Origin of the sequence: Actibacterium lipolyticum (assembly GCF_900184935.1) — a bacterium.
GTDB lineage: Bacteria > Pseudomonadota > Alphaproteobacteria > Rhodobacterales > Rhodobacteraceae > Actibacterium_A > Actibacterium_A lipolyticum.
The window spans coordinates 129,723-151,044 of sequence record NZ_FXYE01000001.1 but is presented as its reverse complement, the minus strand read 5'-3'; the positions used below and the strand labels follow the sequence as shown (position 1 = coordinate 151,044).

The window sequence follows — 21,322 nt, the reverse complement described above, 5'->3', positions numbered from 1 at the left end:
TTTTCAGTCTCAGAACTCTTCGCCGAATTTGTCAGCAACGAGCGCTGCAAGGGCCTCCATCAGTGGTTCTTCGTCCGTGCCACTGGTTTCGACCTCAATAGAGGTTCCCTTAGAAGCTGCCAACATCAAAAGCCCCATAATGGAATCCCCGGATGTGCTGAGCCCATCACGGCGAACTTCGGCATTAGCATCGAATTCTTCAACCGTTTCAACGAATTTTGCAGACGCGCGGGCATGCAGCCCTTTTTCGTTTATTATACTTAGCTGTCGCGTTGCCATACTGACCCTTTATTCTGTGTTACCGTCAAAGCTGTTGATGTACTTGCGTCCAGCCGTCAGCGAACAGGATACCGCATCATCAACGTTCAAGTGGCGCGATTTAGCCAATTTGATCAGCATCGGAAGATTGGCGCCATAGAGGATTTTCCGATCAGCCTTGTTACAAGCGTTCAAGGAAAGGTTCGATGGTGACCCGCCAAACATATCCGTAACAACGACGACGCCAGAACCGTCATCCACCTTATCCGCGGCGGCGTTGATCTCGGCCTTTTTGGCGGCGCGATCATGGTCGGGTTCGATGGAAATGGCGATGATGCCATCCTGTTTGCCCACGACATGCTCAATGGCAGCCAAGTATTCCTTGGCCAGTCCTCCATGCGCAACGATCACGATGCCGATCACGCGGTCTTCTCCGTATTGGATGCCGTGGCCGCTTGGGCCTGCCGTTCTAGTTCACGATGTCTTTTAGACACCCGCCACCCGGCGTCCGCAAGCGCATCAGTCAGTTTTTCTGCCACTGTGACGGAACGGTGCTGTCCGCCTGTGCAGCCAAAAGCGATGGAAAGGTGCGATTTCCCCTCTTCCAGATAGGCAGGAAGCAACAAATCCGTCAGTTCATAGACCTTGTCAAAGAACGCCTGAAAGCGGTCATCGGCGGCGACATAGGCGGCAACCTCGGCTGATTGACCATTCAGGCTGCGCAATGCGGGTTCCCAATAGGGGTTGCGCAGGAACCGACAGTCAAAAACCATATCCGCCCCCCGTGGGATGCCTCGTTTGTAGGAAAACGAATGGATGGAAACCGCCAACCGCGCGCCGTCCTGCTGCCCGAACCACCCGGCAAGTTCCGCCCTTAGATCGTGCAGGGTCAGTTCGGACGTATCAATCAGAACGTCAGCAAGGTTTCGGATTGGTGCCAGCAAGTCCATCTCGCGGGCGATGCCTTGGGCGGGGCTTTCGGCCGGGGCCATTGGATGACGGCGACGGGTTTCTGAAAAGCGGCGCACCAGCACATCTGCAGAACAGTCCAGAAAAAGCGTTTCAGCCTGAACGTTCGGCTCGCGCTTTAGCTGGGCGATCAAGTCCGCCAATGCTGCCGCGCTGAAATCCCGGTTTCGGGTGTCCACCCCCAGAGCCAAGGGCGGGCCGGCCATCGGCCCGCTCAGAAGGCGTGGGATCAGCGACAGAGGAAGGTTATCAATCACCTCATAGCCCAGATCCTCCAACGCATTCAGCGCGGTTGAGCGTCCGGCACCCGAAGGGCCAGTCACCAGCACCAGTCGGTAACCGGGTACATCAGGCCGTTGCGTGGTGTCAGTGTCGCTCATGCGTCTCTCCCTGCTCTTAGGTATTGCAGAATGGCTGCGGGGAAATGGTCATGTTCTACTTTGTGAAGCAAGTTGACTGAAAGGCCAAGCAGGGCGATTTCACGACGTATGGGCAAACGCTCTGTTTCGGGTTGATCCATGTCGATGGCCAAGGCCACCGCGGCGCTTTCAACCGTATCGGCGCGCAGCAAACCCACGCCGCGTGCTTCGATCAATCCCTTGATCGTTTCCGGAGCCGAGGCGATCAAACTGCCGTTCCTGAGGTTCAGCCACGTCTGGTCGTCCGAAACAAGCGTTGCACCAAGGGACATCAGCTTTAACGCAAGCGACGACTTTCCAGCCCCCGATGCGCCCATGATCAAAACAGCGCGGCCCTCTAAGGCAACTGTGCTTGCATGAACAAGAAGGGGTTCGGGTGGGGTCAATTCAGAACCCCGCCATTGATGGGATTAGAGCGGAAGGCCGACAACAAATCGCGCACCAAGCGGGTCAGACATAAGATCGGCATCCGTCGGGCGAATGTTTTCAGCCCAGATAACACCGCCATGTGCTTCGACGATCTGTTTCGAAATCGCGAGCCCCAGGCCCGAGTGGTCGCCAAACTGGCCGACGGGACGCTCTGAATAAAAGCGGTTGAAGACCTTGTTCAGCGCCTGTTCGGGAATGCCTGGGCCGGTATCTTCGATCACGACAAGAACACGGTTGGATCGGCGACGCGCCCAGATACGAACCGCATCGCCATCTTCGCAAAACGAAATCGCATTGGTGATAAGGTTCACGAAAACCTGCGCCAAGCGCGGCTCTAGACCCTGAATTTCGATATCACCGGAAGGCAGGTCCGAGATGAAATCAACGCCTTTTTCGCTGGCCTGTTGCCCAAGATATTCGGACAAATTATCGAGCAGCTTAAGAAGGTTGAAACGTTCTTCTTCTTCTTTGACCAGCTCACTATCCAGACGCGAAGCGTTTGAAATGTCACTGACCAGACGGTCAAGCCGGCGCACGTCATGTTCGATGACATCCAGAAGTTTCGTGCGCTGATCGTCCCGCTTGGCCACATGCAACGTCCCAACTGCAGACCGCAAAGACGCAAGCGGGTTCTTGATTTCGTGGGCAACGTCAGCGGCAAACTGTTCGTTCGCATCGATGCGATCATAAAGCGCGGCAACCATGCCACGCATCGCGGCAGACAGGCGGCCAATTTCATCGGGGCGGCCAGAAAGGTCGGGGATACGCACACGGGCCGGGCTGAATTTCCGCGCGCCATGCTCTCCGCCGATTTCGGCGGCAGCGGCCAAATCAGAAATTGGGTTCGCAATCGTGCTGGCCAGAACCAGCGACAGGCCGATCGACACCAAGATTGCGACCACGAACATCTGCAAAACCTGTTCCCGCTCGGACCGGACGAGCCAGTCGATTTCACCCGCAGCCGAGGTTACCGCAACAACGCCCATCACCTCGCCGGTGCGAACGACCGGGCTGGCAACTGAAAAGATGGTATTGCCTGCGCTATCGCTGCCGGTTTGTGCAACCGTCGTGCCATTGCGCGCCAGCCTTGCCAGCCCGCGTGCGTGATCAATGGATGTGACTTCGCTGTATTCTTCCTCTCCGCGAGAGAAGACACCCGATGCGCCTTCCCAGATCGAGTTCAGAAAATCAGTGATGATCGTCGATTTGCCTTGGGTGCTGATACTGACATCGATGCGCTGTTCGAACCCATCGGTGGACACAACCAGCGCGCCCGAGGTGTCGAACAAAAACACTTCTACGCCCGGCGCAAGGTCAAGCTCTGACAGGGTTCCACCGGCGTCCACGCCATCGCTGGCGGTGTAACTGACAGGGCCGAAGTCTGGCAGCTGCGCTTCAAACACATCTGCGATCAGCTCTGCCTGAGTCAGAAATGCGAACTCTCTCTGTTTCACAAGGTTATCGCGGCCGGGGTTCAAATACAGAACGCCAGCGACCAGAATAATCAGGCCCAACAGGTTAAACGTGATAATTTTCCGCGCCAAAGGCGAACGGTTAAGCGATACGAAATTACGCTTGCGGCGGCGTTCGTGAATCTCCGTATCGGCGTCGTCTGGAATTACCCAGTCTTCGCCCAATACGACAAGGCCGTCACTAGATGATCGTGTATCACGCAACAATTGGTCCCTTTCGCAAACGCCGCAGAAGCATCATTCTTCGTTGTAACGATACCCGATGCCATAAAGCGTTTCGATCGCAGAGAATTCCGGATCGGACTGGCGCATCTTCTTGCGAAGGCGCTTGATGTGGCTGTCGATCGTACGGTCATCCACATAGACCTGATCGTCGTAAGCAACATCCATCAACTGATCGCGGCTTTTAACAAAACCCGGACGCTGAGCCAGCGCCTGAAGCAGCAGAAATTCTGTCACGGTCAACGAAACATCGCGACCTTTCCAAGAAACGGAATGGCGCAGCGGATCCATCGTCAGCTCTCCGCGCTCCATGACTTTTGCGTCTTCGGGCGGCGCGCCTTCGTCGGCATCCAGTGCCTCTTGGCGGCGCAGCAGCGCGCGAATGCGTTCAACCAGCAAACGCTGTGAAAACGGCTTTTTCACATAGTCGTCGGCCCCCATACGCAGGCCAAGAACCTCGTCAATCTCATCGTCTTTTGACGTAAGAAAGATAACCGGCATCGATGTCTTCTGCCGCAAACGCTGCAGCAAATCCATGCCATCCATCCGAGGCATTTTTATATCGAGAACCGCCATATCTGGCAGACGCTTGTTAAAAGCGTCCAAGGCCGACTGGCCGTCATTATAGGTCTCAACCTCAAAGCCTTCGGCTTCCAAAGTCATAGAAACCGAAGTCAGGATATTCCTGTCATCATCAACGAGCGCAATCCGTGACATGGAGTCGCTACCTTCTGCTGTGCCAATACTCTGCTTAACGCATGATTTTTGACAGATTTTTCCGACTAACCCAAGTGGAATCAACTTTATTCGGCGAATCAGGCACGAATGCCGCCTAGTATTGCCCCTGAAAATGGCTCTGCGCGGCGAAATTACATCACTTGCCCGGACCGGTTGCGCTAACGGTTCGTTGGTTTTGCGCTAACCTATCAAAGGTGACCTATTCCCTAACAGAAACGACATGTTAAGAGGTGCCACCCGCCCTGACCGGGGAGGGTCGGCAGCCATGACCCGCTGCTGTGGCAAGATTAAACGGTCCGCCAAACGCGGATCGGTGTCGGGAGCAGACATATGACAACTGGACGGGTAAACCCCAAACAGCGCCTGGAAGATCAAGGTATCACGGGGCTGGGCCAGGTCTATTATAACCTCATGGAACCGGCGCTGGTGGAAGCCGCGCTGAAGCGTGATGAAGGAACTCTGGGCAATGGCGGTACATTCCTTGTGTCTACCGGCGAACACACCGGCCGTTCCCCCAAAGACAAGTTTGTTGTGCGCACCCCTTCTGTCGAAGACAGCATCTGGTGGGAAAACAACGCCCCAATGACGCCAGAAGCGTTCGACCAACTTCACGCCGACATGCTGGATCACATGAAGGGCGGCGAATATTTCGTTCAGGATCTTTACGGTGGTGCCGACCCCGAACATCGCCTTGATGTGCGTATGGTTACCGAACTGGCGTGGCACGGCCTGTTCATCCGCCACCTTCTGCGCCGCCCGTCGCGCGAAGAGCTGGATACATTCGCGCCAGAATTCACCATCATCAACTGCCCAAGCTTTACCGCCGACCCGGCAAAGCATGGTTGCCGTTCCGGCACGGTGATCGCGCTGAACTTCGACAAGAAGGTCATCCTGATCGGTGGCACAGAATACGCCGGTGAAAACAAGAAATCCGTCTTCACTCTGCTGAACTACATCCTGCCAGGCAAAGACATCATGGCGATGCACTGCTCTGCCAACCACGCGATCGACAACCCTGTCGATACGGCCGTGTTCTTTGGCCTGTCCGGCACCGGGAAAACCACGCTTTCGGCTGACCCATCGCGCGTTCTGATCGGTGACGACGAACATGGTTGGTCCGACCGTGGCACGTTCAACTTCGAAGGGGGTTGTTACGCCAAAACAATCAACCTTTCCGAAGAAGCCGAGCCCGAGATTTACGCGACAACCCAGAAATTCGCGACTGTGATCGAAAACATGGTTTTCGACCCGGAAACGAAGGAACTGGATTTCGAAGACGACAGCCTGACCGCCAACATGCGTTGTGCGTACCCGCTGGAATATATCTCGAACGCGTCGGGCGACTCTCTTGGTGGGCACCCTAAGAACATCATCATGCTGACATGTGATGCGTTTGGTGTGCTGCCTCCAATCGCGCGACTGACGCCGGCACAGGCGATGTACCACTTCCTGTCGGGCTTCACGTCCAAAGTAGCAGGCACCGAAAAAGGTGTGACCGAACCAGAGCCGACGTTCTCTACCTGTTTTGGCGCGCCATTCATGCCACGCCGCCCCGAAGTTTACGGCAACCTGCTGCGTGAAAAGATCGCCAAGCACGGCGCGACCTGCTGGTTGGTAAACACCGGTTGGACCGGCGGTGCCTATGGCGTTGGTTCGCGTATGCCGATCCGTTCCACCCGTGCGTTGCTGACTGCGGCGCTGGACGGTTCGCTGAACAACGCAGAGTTCCGCAAAGACCCGAACTTTGGCTTCCAAGTTCCAGTGTTCGTTGATGGCGTGGCCGAGGTTCTGCTGGATCCCCGCCGCACATGGTCAGTGAACGAAGAATACGACGCGCAGGCGAAAAAGCTGGTGAACATGTTCGCCGAAAACTTTGCCCAATACGTGCCGTTCATCGACGAAGACGTGAAAGCCGCCGCTATCGGCTAACGCACACAATCGTTGGTAAGAATTGGAACGCCTCGGTCAAATCGACCGGGGCGTTTTTCTTAGCCCATCAGGCCCTTTCGAACCAAGTTCAGCGCGGCAATCGCCAGAATGGCCAGCGTTGCCTTTCGGAACTTCACCGGATCAAGCCGGTCTTGCACCCGAAACCCCAACCACATCCCCACCGACGCAGGTATGATCAGCGCCGCCGACAACGGAATCGTCTGCGCGTTCAACACGCCCGACGTCAGGTGCGAGCCCAACAGCACAACGCCGCCGATCAAGAACACAACGCCTTGCACACGAACCATTTCGGCCTTTTCGGTGTTGAACGACAAAAGATAGGCAACGATCGGCGGGCCCCAGACCCCGGAAATGCCGCCGAAAAACCCGGCGACCGCGCCCATCAAGACCTCTGCCCGGTTTCGACGTTCCGCGCTTAGGGTCAGCTGCCGCCCCATCAACTGCGTGACGGCAAACAACAGGATCGGAACACCCAGCAGCAAATACAAAAGCCACGCCGGAAGGATCGTTACCAACGGCGCGCTGATGAAGATGAACACCACCAACACCCCGATCAGGCGCTTATACTTCACTAGGGAATCGATTGCCGCCCGCGGGCCTTGCCGAAATGCCTGTGCAACATTCGTTAGCACCGTGGCGAAAATCAAAGCGGCCAGTGCTGTTTGCGCGGGCAGAAACATCGAAAACCCCGAGATCATGACCATCGGCATCGCGAATCCCACGGCGCCTTTCACGAATCCCGCGAAGACGGATACGATGATCGCCGCGACAAAAAGCGCCAGCGGCAGTCCGAAAATTACAGTCTCCATCGGGCAGCCTTTTCTGTTTTTACCGCTATATCGTGGATCAGATCATGCTGCACCGCAAATATGGGCGCGACACATTGCTTCAAAACCACTGCCTGTGTTGAATTTTTGTTGCGCTGCACCTGCAAAGTGAATATGCCAGACTGAACCAAGAAATTAGGAGCCTCACCATGCCACATGATGGACAGGACATGCCCCAGAACGACGTAAAGAACGCAATTCTTCCCGACCTTCTGAAACTGACTGGTGCCGCCGTCGGCCCGGTCGAGGCTCTGCTTGCCACTGCCACCGAAAAGATGCGCACAGCGCTGACCGTCGATGGGCGCGTATCCGGTGCCGCGTTGGAGGCTGAACAGCACGGTGCGCATGCGTTGGCATGGCTGGCGACCTATGTCGAAGCCCTGCGCCAGATGCACGCTTGGGCCAACAAGCTGAACACCGACGGCCAACTCGGAGAGATGGAGCAACTGTTGCTTCAAATCGCGTTCGGCGAATACCTGACCCAGATTCAGGGCGGCATCCCGATGAGCCAAGGCGAAATGGCCCGCCTTCAAGACATGGGCCTTTCCCGCACCGAACAGTCGGTGTTGGACACCGCTGAAATCACCGCGCTTTGCGACGGCGGCAACACCTCGGTCGCGCGCATGCGATTGGTTGAGTTGATGCAAGACAACCACGGCCACGCCACCTTTGGCTCTACCGGGCTGGACGAAGAACTTGAAATGATCCGCGAACAGTTCCGCCGTTTCGCGGATGAACGCGTCGTCCCCAATGCCCATGAATGGCACCTGAAGGACGAACTGATCCCGATGGAAATCATCGAAGAGCTGGCCGAACTGGGCGTGTTCGGCCTGACCATCCCCGAAGAGTTCGGCGGCTTCGGCTTGTCCAAAGCCTCGATGGTGGTCGTCTCAGAAGAGCTTTCGCGCGGATACATCGGTGTTGGCTCATTGGGCACGCGTTCGGAAATCGCCGCCGAATTGATCCTGTGCGGCGGCACGGACGAACAGAAAGCCAACTGGCTGCCCAAACTGGCCAGCGCCGAAATCCTGCCAACTGCCGTTTTCACCGAACCCAACACCGGGTCCGACCTTGGCAGCCTGCGTACCCGCGCTGTGAAAGAGGGCGACGATTACAAAGTCACTGGTAACAAAACATGGATCACCCACGCGGCCCGCACCCATGTGATGACAATGCTTGCGCGGACTGACCCGGACACGACCGATTACAAAGGTCTTTCGATGTTCTTGGCTGAAAAAACGCCGGGCACCGACGCCGACCCCTTCCCCACCCCCGGCATGACCGGCGGCGAGATTGAGGTGCTGGGCTATCGCGGCATGAAGGAATACGAACTGGCCTTTGACGGGTTCGAAATTAAGGGTGAAAACCTTCTGGGCGGCGTTGAAGGCCAAGGCTTTAAGCAGCTGATGCAAACCTTCGAAAGCGCGCGCATCCAAACAGCCGCCCGCGCTGTCGGCGTTGCCCAAAACGCGCTTGAGGTCGGCATGCAATACGCGCTGGACCGCAAACAGTTTGGCAAGTCACTGATCAACTTCCCCCGTGTGGGCGGCAAGCTGGCGATGATGGCTGTGGAAATCATGGTTGCACGTCAGTTGACCTATTTCAGCGCATGGGAAAAAGACCACGACCGCCGCTGTGACCTCGAGGCTGGTATGGCGAAACTGTTGGGGGCTCGCGTGGCGTGGGCTTGCGCAGATAACGCGCTGCAAATCCACGGCGGCAACGGTTTCGCGCTGGAATATCAGATCAGCCGCATCCTGTGTGATGCGCGTATTCTGAACATCTTTGAAGGGGCTGCTGAAATCCAGGCTCAGGTCATCGCGCGCCGCGTACTGGGTTAAGCGAACCACATTTTCAAAGGCCGGCCTTCATCGGGCCGGCCTTTTTGCATTCACCCCAGCGCTTGCCGGAATGATTGACGTTTGGCATATTTCGCCAATGCTGCGTGTGATCTTTTTCTCTTTGCTATGGCTGACCGCGTGCCAAGCGGATGAAACCATTTCGGGCTATGCGGACCGCAGCGCGATCTATGTACTCACCTCTTTGAACGGCGATACATTTTCCGCAAACGCCACGCTTTCGTTTCCCGAACCAGGCCGGATTTCCGGTCGCGCGCCCTGCAACGTGTTTATGGGCAGTCAGACCAAACCGTATCCGTGGTTTGGAACCGGGCCGCTGACCTCAACCAAACGCGCATGTCCCGAATTAAAGCAAGAGCAGGCCTTTTTTAGCGCCCTTGGCGAAATGACTTTGGCCGAAGTGCAGGGCGACACGCTGATCTTATCAAACGAAGCTGGCGCAGAGATGGTGTTCACCGCTCAGAAGTGACGATCCAGCAGGTCGATCAGCCGCTGACGCGCTTCTGGCAACGGCTTGTTCCCAAGGGACGGCGCCAACCATTGCCCTAGGAAATGACCTGTCGTGCGCAGCCCGTCCCGAATTTCGTCGGCCTCTACCGGGCCTTGCCCCAACAGGCACATCGGCAACGGAAGCAATTTATCAGCCCACTCCCCGGCCCCTTCGGCGCTGACCGCCCGCCCGGTTCTGGGCGAGACATAGGCCAGATCATCACGGCTGCCCGTGACGGCACAGCGGGTCAGATCAAGGCCAAAACCCATTTCCTCCAGCAACGCCACCTCCCACCGCAGATAGGCCAAGGGCCACGCATCAGCATGCCCCAACAAATCGAGCATCGTGATCGATCGCGCATAAAGCGCGGGGTGGGCCTCTCTCTCGGGCAAGGTGAACAGCAGCATCGCGGTGACGGCGTTCAGCCCAGCCAGTGACAGGCGATCACCCATCACCGATGCCGCGCGGGATCGGATGGGTTCGACCGTAAAGCTGCCCATGTGTTCGTCCAGCCGCGCGCGCCACGTCAGATCAAGCTGCGCGCCGGGCTGCAAAATCGGCGCGATCTTTCGGCTGGTTCCCCCACGCACCACACCCGCGTGGCGACCATGCTGCGGTGTGAACACTTCGATAATCGCCGAAGTCTCTCCGTGCCGCCGCACGCTTAACAGCGCACCCTGATCCCGCCATTCCATCGGGTCTTACCCCCAATTCGCAATGAATTTGCCACCATGGGCTAGAAAGTCACGAAAGGCCCTGTTCATCAAGCAAATGACGCCCCTGACGGTCTTCGACCTCTATCACCCAAAGGTCGGGGTCAAAGCTGGCCTGTTTCGCGATTGAGGCGTCAACGTCTGCTTCATCGCCCTCTGCGAGCGTGACCCAGGCGCGCTCTCCCGTCATCAGGTCAAACGAACGCTGAAACGCCTGCGCCCTGCCATCAAGCGTGTTCAGTTTCACCAGAACCGCGCCCGCACTGTTATCACCGCGGGACGTCACAAAGGCAGGGATATCGACCAAACGAAGCCGTGCCAAATAGGCTTGAACCCAAAACTCGGCCGTTAGCCGCGTCATGAATTTCCGTCTTTGAAATCCAAGCCCATTTCGGAATACCGCTCTGACTCTTCCAGCCAGTTCGGGCGCACCTTCACCTGCAGGAACAAGTGAACGGGGCGGCCCAGAAACTCGGTAATCTCGGCACGGGCGGCTTGGCTGACGGCCTTGATCGTTTCGCCCTTGTTGCCAAGCACGATTCCTTTGTGCCCATCCCGCATGACATAGATGATCTGGTCAATCCGGGCAGAGCCGTCTTTACGCTCTTCCCATTTCTCTGTCTCTACGGTCAGCTGGTAAGGCAGTTCTTGGTGCAGGCGCAGCGTCAGCTTTTCGCGCGTCATTTCGGCCGCGATCATACGCATCGGCAGGTCAGCGATCTGATCTTCGGGGTACAGCCACGGGCCCTTGGGCAGGTGTGCCGCAAGCCATTCACGCAGGTCATCCACGCCGTGGCCACGTTCGGCGGAAATCATAAAGGTTTGGGCGAACGGATAGGCTTCGTTCAGTTTTGAGGTCAGATCCAGCAGCACCTCTGCCTTGACCCGGTCGATCTTGTTGATCGCCAAAGCCACGATCTGATTTTCGGTCGCGCGTTCTTTCAACGCGTCCAGAATGGCTTCGACGCCTTCGGTGATACCCCGGTGCGCTTCGATCAAAAGCACGACGATATCAGCGTCGGCTGCACCGCCCCAAGCGGCGGCAACCATCGCACGATCAAGCCGGCGGCGCGGGCGGAACAGGCCCGGCGTGTCGACAAACACGATTTGCGCATCGCCTTCCATCGCGACGCCGCGAATACGGGCCCGCGTGGTTTGCACCTTATGCGTAACGATTGAAACCTTCGCCCCGACCATGCGGTTCAAAAGGGTGGATTTGCCTGCGTTCGGCTCACCAATCAGGGCAACAAAGCCCGCGCGTGTGTCAGCCATTCCCGGCCTCCATTCTATCCAGCAGCGCTTTTGCCGCGGCTTGTTCTGCTTGGCGCTTTGACCCAGCAGAGGCTTGCGCCTCTTCGCCAGATTCCAGCCGCGCCGCAATTTGGAAAACCGGAGCATGATCCGGCCCTTCGCGCGAAACTTCGACATAGCGCGGCGGCTGTTGGCCCCGCGCCTGTGCCCATTCCTGTAACGCGGTCTTTGCGTCTCGTGCGTCGGCATCAACGGTGGTTACCCGCTGGCCCCACAGCTTTAGGATAACATCACGCGCCGCCTCAAACCCAGCGTCTTGATAGACGGCGGCAATCACTGCCTCCATCCCGTCACCAAGAAGCGCCTCTTTGCGGCGACCACCCGACATCATTTCTGAACGGCCCAGCTTTAGCACGGCACCAAGGTCAATCTCGCGCGCGACCTCGGCACAGGCTTCTTTGCGTACCAACGCGTTGAACCGCGGTGCAAGTTGCCCTTCGCTGGCACCAGTGTCAGCGACCAAAAGCGCCTCGGCCATCACAAGACCAAGCACCCGGTCGCCCAGAAATTCCAGCCGCTGGTTATCGGGCCGCGTGGGGGATGAGATGGACGAATGCGTTACCGCACGCACCAACAGTTCAGGCTTCGCAAAGCGATGCCCAAGCCGTTTGGCGAAGTCTTGAAGATCGGCAGATAGTTTCACTCAACAGCCTTGAAGAAACGGTCCGCGCGCCACGTCCAGAAATAGAACAGCGAACGCCCGGCGGACGAGAACATGATACGATCAGCGCGGCCAATCAGATACTTCGCAGGCACAAAGCCGACGCCACCACTGACTTGGGAATACCGGCTATCTTCTGAATTGTCGCGATTATCACCCATGAAGAAATAGTGGCCTTCGGGAACCGAAAACACCTTGGTGTTGTCGGAAAACAGACCATCGCGAACGTTAAGGGTGCTGTGGCTTACGCCGTTTGGAAGCGTTTCGGTAAAGCGTTCTTTTTCGCAAGTGCCGCCTTCCCCAACGGGCCCGTTGGAACATTTGGGATAGTACCCAAGCGGCCCCTGCTTGGTGAAGGTTTCGATGAATGGGCTTTCGGCCACCATCTTCACCGGCTCTCCGTTGATGTTCAGCACACCGTCGATCATCTGGATCGTGTCACCGGGCAGACCGATCAGGCGCTTGATAAAGTCAGATCCGTTCACCGGGTGACGGAACACAACGACATCGCCGCGCTCTGGTTCTGAGCCAAGCAGGCGATCTTCGATGGGGCAAACGCTGAACGGGCAAGAGTATTGGGAATAGCCATAGGCCATCTTGTTCACGAACAGAAAGTCACCGACCAACAGGGTGTCTTTCATCGAGCCAGACGGAATCCAGAAGGGTTGAAAAAACAGCGTGCGAAAGATGCCTGCAATCAGCAGAGCATAGACAACCGTCTTAATCGTTTCGACGATACCGCCGTCCGTCTTTTCATCGCTGGTCATGAACCCTGCCCTGACAAATTAGATGTTCCCCGCTACATGAGCGGGCAGCGGTAGGGAGTCAAGTAAGCGGCCGTGCTTCGATCACCACAAATGCCTGTGCCCATGGGTGATCGTCCGTCAAAGTGACGTGAACAATGGCTTCGTGGCCCGCGGGCGTCATTTCCGCCAAACGCTCTGCCGCCCAGCCGGTTACCGCCATCACAGGCTGACCGGTTTCTAGGTTCGACACTGCCATGTCTTTCCACGCAATCCCCATGCGAAGCCCCGTGCCAAGCGCCTTAGAGCACGCCTCTTTCGCGGCCCACCGCTTGGCATAGGTTCCCGCAGTATCGGCACGGCGTTCAGCCTTGCGCTGTTCTTCGTCGGTGAACACACGATTGCGGAACCTGTCGCCATGTCGGTCAAGCACACGCTGAATACGTTCGATGTTCGCCAGATCGGTGCCGATACCAAGGATCATAAAAGGATGTTTCCCACAGAGGCCGCCGTTCAACGAGTGTCAGCATTCGCCTGATTTCATCGTGCAAACTGCCAGCTTGGGCAAACCATCGCAAGGCAGACCGGCCCGTGCACCCGCGCGGCGCTTATTCTGCCCGCGCCTCATCCATAAGACGACGCATTTCATGAATGGCCGGGGTAAGCCCCAGAAAGATCGCCTCTCCGATTAGAAAGTGACCGATGTTCAGCTCCATCACCTCGGGGATCGCCGCGATTGGCTTGACCGTATCATAGGTCAGGCCGTGGCCTGCGTGGACCTCCAACCCAAGGGAATGCGCAAAGGCCGACATGTCGCGCAAGCGTGCCAGTTCGTTATCACGATCATCAAACCGGCCTTCGGCATGGGCATCGCAATACGCGCCTGTATGCAGCTCAATCACCGCAGCACCAATACGGGCGGCCGCTTCGATCTGGCTTTGATCGGCGGCAATAAAGATGGAAACCCGGCACCCCGCATCGCGCAAGGGGGCGATGAAATGCGCAAGACTGTTTTCTTCGCGCGCGACCTCTAGCCCACCTTCGGTCGTACGCTCTTCACGGCGTTCGGGGACGATGCACACCGCATGAGGTTTGTGGCGCAGCGCAATGGCCTGCATTTCCGCCGTCGCCGCCATTTCAAAGTTCAGCGGCAGGGTCAGCGCATCCATCAGTGCTTCGATATCCGCGTCCGAGATGTGCCGGCGATCTTCGCGCAAATGCGCCGTGATACCATCAGCACCCGACTGCTCTGCGATCTTTGCGGCGCGCACGGGATCGGGATATTCGCTTCCCCGTGCGTTACGTACCGTTGCGACGTGATCGATATTCACCCCAAGGCGCAATTGCCCAAGCGGCGCTTTTACGTTTTCAGCCATCTTCCCAGCCCCTACCGTTGCCCGCGCAGTTAGACAGGGTTCACGCGCCTTCATCAACCTTCCCGGCTGCTTTTTCGCGCAGCTCGGAAAGCTTTTGTTTGATGCGACCGCGACGACGTTTTTGATAGGCCGTGATCACCGGCACACTAAGGTAATACGCAATCAGCCCCGCAACGATGCCCGGTATGATGCCGCCCACCAGATAGGGCATGAACACCTCGTCATAAAAGCGTGACAGGTTGGACCAGTTCGCCTCTGCGTCGGTGAACAGCGCCAAGAAATTCTCAAACAGGTCATCCGCCGCGCCAAAGAACTTGTCGATCAGGGATTCGTCCAATTCCCCCTCAAACTCGGTTCCCAGCATGAAGTGACCAACCTTAAGGCACACCACCCCGATCGGAAGATAGGTCAGCGGGTTTCCAAAAAACGTCCCCGCAAGCGCCGCAAGGATATTCCCGTTCATCAGCCGTGCAATCACAGCGGCAACCAGAAAATGCAGACTGTAGAACGGCGTGAATGCGGTGAAGACCCCGGCAAAAATGCCACGCGCGATGCGTTCGGGGCTGTCTGGCAACCGATGAACCCTATGCCGAATGTAATGAAACGCCCGCCCCCATCCGCCGCGCGGATAGATGAAACCCAGAACGGATTGCATCAAAGAGGGTTTATTTCGGCGCTTGAATACCAAGCCATAGGTTCCTTTTGGCAGTTCAGAGCTTGCGATCCGCATCCCTGAAGCGTTCGATGGCCGCGACATCAGTGTCGGCCTCAAGCGCGGTCATGACCGTGTGCAGGTGCTCCACATCTCTTAAGTCGACGTCGATCAACAGGCGGTAAAAATCCGGTTTTCTATCCGCAAAGTGCAGATCGGAAATGTTGGCTTTCTGCTCGCCAATCAGGGTACAGATTCGCCCCAACACACCCGCATCATTACGGATCGTCACGTTCATTGTAACGGTATGAGACGCGGAATGTTTCCCCGCATCCCAATGAAGGTCGACCCAGCGATCTGGCTGTTCTTCGTATTCTGCAAGACCGGGGCAATCGATAGCATGCACAACAACGCCACGGCCGCGGTAGGTGATTCCCACGATGCGCTCGCCCGGGACGGGTTGGCAACACTTGCCCAACGTAAAACTTTGATCCGAGGAAAGGCCAACAACGGCCCGTTCCGCGTCCACCTCGTCATCGGTATTGGCGACAAGATCAGGATAAAGCGCCTGAACGACGGTTTGCGCACGCATTTCTGCGCTGCCAAGCCGCGCCAAAATCTCGGACGCGTCTTCAATACCCAGCGTCTTGGCGGCGGTTTTCAGCGCCTTGTCGGTCGCCTTTTTGCCCACATGTTCAAATGCGACCCGGGCAAGTTCACGGCCCAGCTTAATAAACCGCTCGCGGTCTTCTTCGCGCAGGGACTTGCGGATCGCCGCCTTGGCACGCCCGGTCACCACGATGTCGATCCAAGTGGCCTGAGGCCGCTGACCTTCGGCCGTGATAACCTCGACCGACTGGCCGTTTTTCAGACGGGTCCACAGGGGAACCCGGATGTTATCGACCTTAGCCCCGACGCAACTGTCGCCGATCCGCGTGTGGATCGAATAGGCATAATCCAGCGGCGTCGCCCCCTTGGGCAGCTTCACCACGTCGCCTTTTGGGGTGAAGCAAAAGACCTGATCGGAATACATCTCTAGTTTGACGTGTTCCAGAAACTCATCATGGTCTTCAGCGTTGCCAAACCGTTCGTTCAGGGCCGCCAACCATTTCGCCGGATCAACCGCAAACGGGTTTTCAGCGCGCACACCATCACGGTATGACCAATGCGCGGCAACGCCAGCTTCGGCAACTTCGTGCATCTGACGGGTGCGAACCTGCACCTCTACCCGCTTACCGTCACGACCCGAAACAGTTGTGTGGATCGAACGATAGCCGTTGGTCTTGGGTTGGCTGATGTAATCCTTGAACCGGCCGGGCACAGCACGCCAGCGGCGGTGAATAGAGCCTAACACACGATAACAGTCAGTTTCGTTCCGCGTAATCACCCGGAAGCCATAGATGTCGGACAGACGGGAAAAGCCTTGGTTCTTTTCCTGCATCTTGCGCCAGATCGCATAAGGCTTTTTCGCGCGGCCAAACACGTCGGCGTCGATCCCGGCCTTTTCCAGCTCTGTCCGGATGTCCTGAGTAATCTGGTGAACCACATCGCCGGTTTCGCGCTGAAGCGTGATAAAGCGGCGGATGATCGAATTGCGCCCTTCTGGGTTCAGCACGCGAAAGGCCAGATCTTCCAGCTCTTCGCGCATCCACTGCATACCCATGCGCCCGGCAAGCGGGGCGTAGATATCCATCGTCTCGCGCGCCTTTTGCGCCTGCTTTTCCGCGCGCATCGATTTGATCGTGCGCATGTTGTGCAGACGGTCCGCCAGCTTCACCAAAATCACCCGCAGGTCTTTGGACATCGCCATGAACAGCTTACGAAAATTTTCGGCCTGCTTAGTTTCGGACGAAGACAGCTGAAGGTTGGTCAGCTTAGTAACACCATCCACCAGTTCGGCAACCTCGTCCCCAAACATGGAGGCGATTTCACTGTAGGTGGATTTGGTATCTTCGATCGTGTCGTGCAGAAGCGCGGTGATGATCGTCGCATCGTCCAGCTGCATTTCCGTCAGAATAGCAGCGACAGCGACAGGGTGGGTGAAATACGGCTCACCCGATTGACGAAGCTGGCCGTCATGCATGCGCTCGCCATAGTCATAGGCGGTGCGCAGCAACTGTTCGTTTGTCTTTGGGTTATAGTTGCGGACCAGCGAGATCAGGTCTTCGACATCGATCCTCGGCATTCGGTCCGCATCCAATCGGGGGTTAACCCCTTACTTTTGCCCCTGCGCTTCCATCAGAGCGCGCAGCAGTTTCTCTTCCGACATATCGTCATCGGCGGGTTTGTCAGCTTCACCACCCATAAGAAGTGCCATCGAGTCTTCTTCAGGCTCGTCAACTTCGATCTGGGTCTGGTTGCTTTCGATCATGCGCTCGCGCAGTTCGTCAGCCGACTGTGTTTCATCCGCAATCTCACGCAGGGAAACGACAGGGTTTTTGTCGTTATCACGATCTACGGTGAGCGCCCCACCAGCAGCGATCTCACGCGCCCGATGGGCGGCAAGCATAACCAGTTCAAACCGGTTAGGAACCTTGTCAACGCAATCTTCAACCGTCACGCGGGCCATGAAATTCTCCAATCCATCTGGAAGGTGGAAAGCTCTATCTATTGAGTCGCAAACTTCTTGACAAGGGCAGATTAGCCCAAATTAGCCGATGAAAGCCTGCGAATAGGCGCTTTTTCCCTATCTGGAAGCGCATCAAGCATCTGAGACACGCTGCGATGCAGTATTGGGTGCTCCCAATCGGGTGCAATTTCGGCCAAAGGCACCAAAACGAACCCCCGATCCTGCATCCGCGGATGAGGGAGAATCAGTTCCGAAGGGGCAACTGTCATCTGTTCTTCCAACGGCATGTCCTGCCACTTGCGGACGGTTTCAACATCGGGAAAAACCGAAGAACCACAAGCCAGTAGGTCCATATCAATCGTTCGCGCGCCCCATCGAACATCCCTTGATCGGCCAAAATTATGTTCAACTTCGTGCAACCGCAAAAGGAGTTCATGCGCGGATAAATCCGACTCGATCACTGCGGCCGCGTTCACAAAATCGGGGCCAGAGCCCGCCGGAAAGCTTGGGGTTGTGTAGAGGGAGCTGATGGCAATCAGACGGATAGAATCTGACGGAAGGGAAGTCACGGCGCCTAAAACCAAATCTTCGGGATTGCCAAGTAGTGACGTTACGTTAGAACCTATAGCTATTAAGGATAGGTCTAAATTTCCATTGGATAGTATGTCGTTTTGGTGACGGCGCGAGGGTTGCGACATGCCAAAAATTCCCCTAACTCAGGTGTGTTCTGCGTGTAAATACTACTTCTTACACCACTCACAAACACCACTCACGCATCGCAGAACGCATTACCGGAAGGATTATTAATGTTCTACAGAGACGAACGGCTGGCGCTGTTCATTGATGGTTCGAACCTTTATGCAGCGGCAAAAGCGCTCGGCTTCGACATCGATTACAAATTGCTTCGACAGGAATTCATGCGTCGTGGCAAGCTTCTTCGTGCTTTTTACTACACCGCACTATTGGAGAATGACGATTACTCTCCAATTCGCCCACTGGTTGACTGGCTGCACTACAACGGCTTCACCATGGTGACGAAACCGGCCAAGGAATACACAGACAGCCAAGGCCGGCGTAAAGTAAAAGGTAACATGGATATCGAACTTACCGTCGATGCCATGGAGCTTGCCCCACATGTGGACCACATTGTGCTTTTCTCTGGCGACGGTGATTTCCGCCCGCTTGTCGAAAGCCTGCAGCGCCAAGGCGTGCGCGTATCCGTCGTTTCGACGATCCGCTCTCAGCCTCCTATGATAGCCGACGAACTTCGCCGCCAGGCCGATAACTTCATCGAACTGGACGAGTTGAAAGATGTTCTTGGCCGCCCGCCGCGTGAACCACGTGCTGACCAGCCGATGGAATACGCGACAGACGAATGATAAAAGCCGGAGCCAAGTGCTCCGGTTTTTTTTGGCGCACTGCCCCGCGTGATATTCACACGCACAGTTGAACATCTGATGATCTTTGGCTGGGGGTAGACGCCGCGCGCGCTTCGTCTTACCTCTCTGCAGACAGGAGAGTGCCGATGCAAAAGCCGCCCCTTACCCTATACCTTGCTGCGCCGCGCGGTTTTTGCGCGGGCGTGGACCGTGCGATCAAGATCGTCGAGATGGCCCTGCAGAAATGGGGCGCCCCCGTCTTTGTACGGCACGAGATTGTGCACAACAAATTCGTGGTGGACGCCCTGCGCGAACAAGGCGCGGTGTTTGTCGAAGAACTGGAAGAATGCCCTGACGATCGTCCGGTGATCTTTTCCGCCCATGGCGTGCCCAAAGCCGTACCCGCAGAGGCCGCGCGGCGCGAGATGATTTATGTTGATGCGACCTGCCCGCTGGTCAGCAAGGTCCACATCGAAGCAGAACGCCACCATCAGAACGGGCTGCAAATGGTCATGATTGGTCACGCTGGCCACCCCGAAACAATCGGCACGATGGGGCAATTGCCCGACGGCGAGGTGTTGTTGGTGGAAACAGCCGATGACGTTGCCGATCTGGATGTGCGTGATCCGGCGAAACTGGCCTTCATTACGCAGACCACACTTTCGGTCGATGACACGGCTGGCATCGTCGCCGCGCTAAAGGCGCGCTTCCCCGCAATTGTTGGCCCGCATAAAGAAGACATCTGTTATGCGACCACGAACCGGCAGGCCTCGGTCAAGGCGATTGCGCCTAACGTCGATGCGATGCTGGTGATCGGCGCGCCGAACTCTTCCAACTCGCGCCGTTTGGTCGAAGTCGCCAGCGCCGAGGGGTGCAAGTATTCACAGCTGGTGCAACGCGCCGCCGAAATCGATTGGCGCGCGCTGGAAGGCATCCGCGCACTTGGCCTGACAGCGGGCGCATCCGCCCCCGAGGTTCTGATCAACGAGGTCATCGATGCCTTCCGCGACCGTTTCGACGTGACGCTGGAAATCGTTGAGACCGCGAAAGAGAACGTTGAGTTCAAAGTCCCGCGCGTGTTGCGCGAAACCGCATGACGCAAATCCCACGTACCGCGCTTTGGCTTGGCGTTGCGGGTCTTGTGCCCTTTGTCTGGGGAACAGTCACGCTGATGTCTGAAAGCGCGGCAGGTTTCGGCGTCGCCCAATTTGGCCCGCGTTATATTGGGCCATATGTCCAGATCTTCTATGGCACCGTGATCCTGTCGTTCATGTCCGGCGTTTTGTGGGGGTTCGCGGCCAAGGCGGATGAACCCGTTGCATCGCTTGGCTATGTGCTAAGTGTCGTGCCCGCCATCTGGGCCTTTTTCTTTGTCGGCGGCGGCCCGACCAGCGCGATCATTTACCTGATCGCTGGCTTTCTTGGCCTGTTGGGGATCGACTGGCTGTTTTGGTCGCGCGGGCTTGCCCCACGCTGGTGGTTGCCCTTACGTGCTGGCCTGACCGGGGTTGTCGTGCTTTCCCTTGCCCTCAGCCTGCTTTAAGCCGGGCGAAACATCTTAACTGCGCGAGTGTCTATGCCTGATCTATACGCCTATACCGATGGTGCCTGCAGTGGAAACCCCGGCCCCGGCGGGTGGGGCGCGTTGCTGCAAGCGATTGAGGGCGAAACCGTCATCAAAGAGCGCGAGCTTAAGGGCGGAGAGGCCGACACCACCAACAACCGCATGGAGCTGTTAGCCTCTATTCACGCACTTGAAAGCTTGGCCCGCCCCAGCACGATCACAGTCGTCACGGACAGCGCATATGTGAAGAACGGTGTCACCAGCTGGATTCACGGGTGGAAGCGGAACGGTTGGAAAACCTCCAACAAGAAGCCCGTTAAGAATGTTGAGCTGTGGCAGCGGCTGGACGAGGCGCAAAAGCGCCATCAGGTCACTTGGAAATGGGTAAAGGGCCACGCGGGTCATCCGGAAAACGAACGGGCCGACGAATTGGCACGTGCCGGTATGGCACCGTTTAAACCATAACGGTTTAGGATTTGGCGATATAGGTCTGGTACAGCCAGATCAGCAAAACCGCCCCAAGGATCGCCCCAACAAATCCGGCGGCGACGCCGGTAAGGACCAACAGGAACCGCAGGACAAACCCGCCGATCAACGCACCGGCGATGCCGATCGCGATGGTGACAACGACGTTGGCTTCGACCTTCATCATGCGCGTCGCGATGAACCCGGCAGCAGCCCCAATAATGATAAGAAATATTACATGCATAGGCCCGACTAT

The 21,322-nt window shown here is 56.9% G+C and carries 26 protein-coding genes; 7 read left to right on the top strand and 19 right to left on the bottom strand.

What is annotated here, in order from left to right; genetic code table 11:
- Positions 1–9: 9 nt before the first annotated feature.
- Genes COL8621_RS00745 through COL8621_RS00720 form a run of 6 tightly spaced genes read right to left on the bottom strand, consistent with a single transcriptional unit; the run spans position 10 to position 4,486 of the window.
- Positions 10–279: an HPr family phosphocarrier protein gene (locus COL8621_RS00745; protein ID WP_093965327.1), complete on the bottom strand. Its 270-nt coding sequence runs from the start codon at positions 277–279 to the stop codon at positions 10–12.
- 9 nt (positions 280–288) lie between these two features.
- Positions 289–681, bottom strand: coding sequence for a PTS sugar transporter subunit IIA (locus COL8621_RS00740; RefSeq protein ID WP_093965324.1), 393 nt, complete (start codon positions 679–681; stop codon positions 289–291).
- Positions 678–1,607 (bottom strand): RNase adapter RapZ, encoded by a 930-nt coding sequence (gene rapZ, locus COL8621_RS00735; protein ID WP_093965321.1) that lies wholly within the window; start codon positions 1,605–1,607, stop codon positions 678–680. The genes COL8621_RS00740 and rapZ overlap by 4 nt, the downstream gene beginning before the upstream one ends.
- Positions 1,604–2,032, bottom strand: coding sequence for an HPr kinase/phosphorylase (locus tag COL8621_RS00730; protein ID WP_093965318.1), 429 nt, complete (start codon positions 2,030–2,032; stop codon positions 1,604–1,606). The genes rapZ and COL8621_RS00730 overlap by 4 nt, the downstream gene beginning before the upstream one ends.
- Before the next feature lie 24 nt (positions 2,033–2,056).
- Positions 2,057–3,751, bottom strand: coding sequence for a sensor histidine kinase (locus tag COL8621_RS00725; protein ID WP_370804539.1), 1,695 nt, complete (start codon positions 3,749–3,751; stop codon positions 2,057–2,059).
- 33 nt (positions 3,752–3,784) lie between these two features.
- Positions 3,785–4,486, bottom strand: coding sequence for a response regulator transcription factor (locus tag COL8621_RS00720; RefSeq protein ID WP_093965313.1), 702 nt, complete (start codon positions 4,484–4,486; stop codon positions 3,785–3,787).
- Between the two features lie 351 nt (positions 4,487–4,837).
- Here COL8621_RS00720 and COL8621_RS00715 point away from each other — a divergent pair, with 351 nt between their 5' ends.
- Positions 4,838–6,436, top strand: coding sequence for a phosphoenolpyruvate carboxykinase (locus COL8621_RS00715; protein WP_093965310.1), 1,599 nt, complete (start codon positions 4,838–4,840; stop codon positions 6,434–6,436).
- Positions 6,437–6,495: 59 nt separating this feature from the next.
- Here COL8621_RS00715 and COL8621_RS00710 read toward each other — a convergent pair whose 3' ends face one another.
- Positions 6,496–7,266 carry a sulfite exporter TauE/SafE family protein gene (locus tag COL8621_RS00710; RefSeq protein ID WP_093965308.1) on the bottom strand — a complete coding sequence of 257 codons (771 nt, stop codon included), beginning with the start codon at positions 7,264–7,266 and terminating at the stop codon, positions 6,496–6,498.
- A gap of 167 nt (positions 7,267–7,433) precedes the next feature.
- Between COL8621_RS00710 and COL8621_RS00705 the strand changes: the two genes are divergently transcribed.
- Both COL8621_RS00705 and COL8621_RS00700 read left to right on the top strand, forming a co-directional pair.
- A complete protein-coding gene (locus COL8621_RS00705) occupies positions 7,434–9,125 on the top strand; it encodes an acyl-CoA dehydrogenase family protein (protein WP_176438410.1) in 1,692 nt (563 codons plus the stop codon).
- Positions 9,126–9,195: 70 nt separating this feature from the next.
- Positions 9,196–9,612: an META domain-containing protein gene (locus COL8621_RS00700; RefSeq protein ID WP_235823671.1), complete on the top strand. Its 417-nt coding sequence runs from the start codon at positions 9,196–9,198 to the stop codon at positions 9,610–9,612.
- Here COL8621_RS00700 and recO read toward each other — a convergent pair.
- The 11 genes from recO to folK form a co-directional block, all read right to left on the bottom strand.
- Entirely contained in the window at positions 9,603–10,328 is a 726-nt protein-coding gene (gene recO / locus COL8621_RS00695; protein ID WP_093965303.1) for a DNA repair protein RecO, read from the bottom strand. The two genes, COL8621_RS00700 and recO, sit on opposite strands and share 10 nt — an antisense overlap.
- Positions 10,329–10,377: 49 nt before the next feature.
- Positions 10,378–10,707: a DUF1491 family protein gene (locus COL8621_RS00690; protein ID WP_093965300.1), complete on the bottom strand. Its 330-nt coding sequence runs from the start codon at positions 10,705–10,707 to the stop codon at positions 10,378–10,380.
- The gene (gene era, locus COL8621_RS00685; protein WP_093965297.1) at positions 10,704–11,618 is read right to left on the bottom strand and encodes a GTPase Era; all 915 of its coding nucleotides are present in this window, start codon (positions 11,616–11,618) and stop codon (positions 10,704–10,706) included. The genes COL8621_RS00690 and era overlap by 4 nt, the downstream gene beginning before the upstream one ends.
- Positions 11,611–12,300, bottom strand: a complete 690-nt coding sequence (gene rnc, locus COL8621_RS00680; RefSeq protein ID WP_093965294.1) for a ribonuclease III — start codon at positions 12,298–12,300, stop codon at positions 11,611–11,613. Before rnc ends, era begins: the two co-directional genes overlap by 8 nt.
- Positions 12,297–13,085 carry a signal peptidase I gene (gene lepB / locus COL8621_RS00675; protein WP_093965291.1) on the bottom strand — a complete coding sequence of 263 codons (789 nt, stop codon included), beginning with the start codon at positions 13,083–13,085 and terminating at the stop codon, positions 12,297–12,299. The genes rnc and lepB overlap by 4 nt, the downstream gene beginning before the upstream one ends.
- A gap of 58 nt (positions 13,086–13,143) precedes the next feature.
- Entirely contained in the window at positions 13,144–13,545 is a 402-nt protein-coding gene (acpS, locus tag COL8621_RS00670) for a holo-ACP synthase (protein WP_093965289.1), read from the bottom strand.
- 124 nt (positions 13,546–13,669) lie between these two features.
- Complete coding sequence (locus tag COL8621_RS00665; protein WP_093966847.1) at positions 13,670–14,437, bottom strand: pyridoxine 5'-phosphate synthase; 768 nt, start codon at positions 14,435–14,437, stop codon at positions 13,670–13,672.
- A gap of 40 nt (positions 14,438–14,477) precedes the next feature.
- Complete coding sequence (locus COL8621_RS00660; RefSeq protein WP_093966846.1) at positions 14,478–15,125, bottom strand: DUF2062 domain-containing protein; 648 nt, start codon at positions 15,123–15,125, stop codon at positions 14,478–14,480.
- 22 nt (positions 15,126–15,147) lie between these two features.
- Positions 15,148–17,274, bottom strand: a complete 2,127-nt coding sequence (locus tag COL8621_RS00655) for a RelA/SpoT family protein (protein ID WP_093965286.1) — start codon at positions 17,272–17,274, stop codon at positions 15,148–15,150.
- Between the two features lie 30 nt (positions 17,275–17,304).
- Entirely contained in the window at positions 17,305–17,658 is a 354-nt protein-coding gene (gene rpoZ / locus COL8621_RS00650; protein WP_093965283.1) for a DNA-directed RNA polymerase subunit omega, read from the bottom strand.
- Positions 17,659–17,729: 71 nt separating this feature from the next.
- Complete coding sequence (gene folK / locus COL8621_RS00645) at positions 17,730–18,356, bottom strand: 2-amino-4-hydroxy-6-hydroxymethyldihydropteridine diphosphokinase (RefSeq protein ID WP_093965281.1); 627 nt, start codon at positions 18,354–18,356, stop codon at positions 17,730–17,732.
- Positions 18,357–18,464: 108 nt separating this feature from the next.
- Here folK and COL8621_RS00640 point away from each other — a divergent pair, with 108 nt between their 5' ends.
- From COL8621_RS00640 to rnhA, 4 genes are all read left to right on the top strand, one after another.
- Positions 18,465–19,037 (top strand): LabA-like NYN domain-containing protein, encoded by a 573-nt coding sequence (locus COL8621_RS00640; protein WP_093965278.1) that lies wholly within the window; start codon positions 18,465–18,467, stop codon positions 19,035–19,037.
- 146 nt (positions 19,038–19,183) lie between these two features.
- A complete protein-coding gene (gene ispH, locus COL8621_RS00635; protein ID WP_093965276.1) occupies positions 19,184–20,134 on the top strand; it encodes a 4-hydroxy-3-methylbut-2-enyl diphosphate reductase in 951 nt (316 codons plus the stop codon).
- The gene (locus COL8621_RS00630) at positions 20,131–20,580 is read left to right on the top strand and encodes a DUF3429 domain-containing protein (protein WP_093965273.1); all 450 of its coding nucleotides are present in this window, start codon (positions 20,131–20,133) and stop codon (positions 20,578–20,580) included. Before ispH ends, COL8621_RS00630 begins: the two co-directional genes overlap by 4 nt.
- 33 nt (positions 20,581–20,613) lie before the next feature.
- On the top strand, positions 20,614–21,066 hold the full coding sequence (gene rnhA, locus COL8621_RS00625) for a ribonuclease HI (RefSeq protein ID WP_093965270.1): 453 nt from the start codon (positions 20,614–20,616) through the stop codon (positions 21,064–21,066).
- A gap of 4 nt (positions 21,067–21,070) precedes the next feature.
- Here the strand turns inward: rnhA and COL8621_RS00620 are convergent, their stop codons facing one another.
- Positions 21,071–21,310: a GlsB/YeaQ/YmgE family stress response membrane protein gene (locus COL8621_RS00620; RefSeq protein WP_093965267.1), complete on the bottom strand. Its 240-nt coding sequence runs from the start codon at positions 21,308–21,310 to the stop codon at positions 21,071–21,073.
- Between the last annotated feature and the right edge of the window lie 12 nt (positions 21,311–21,322).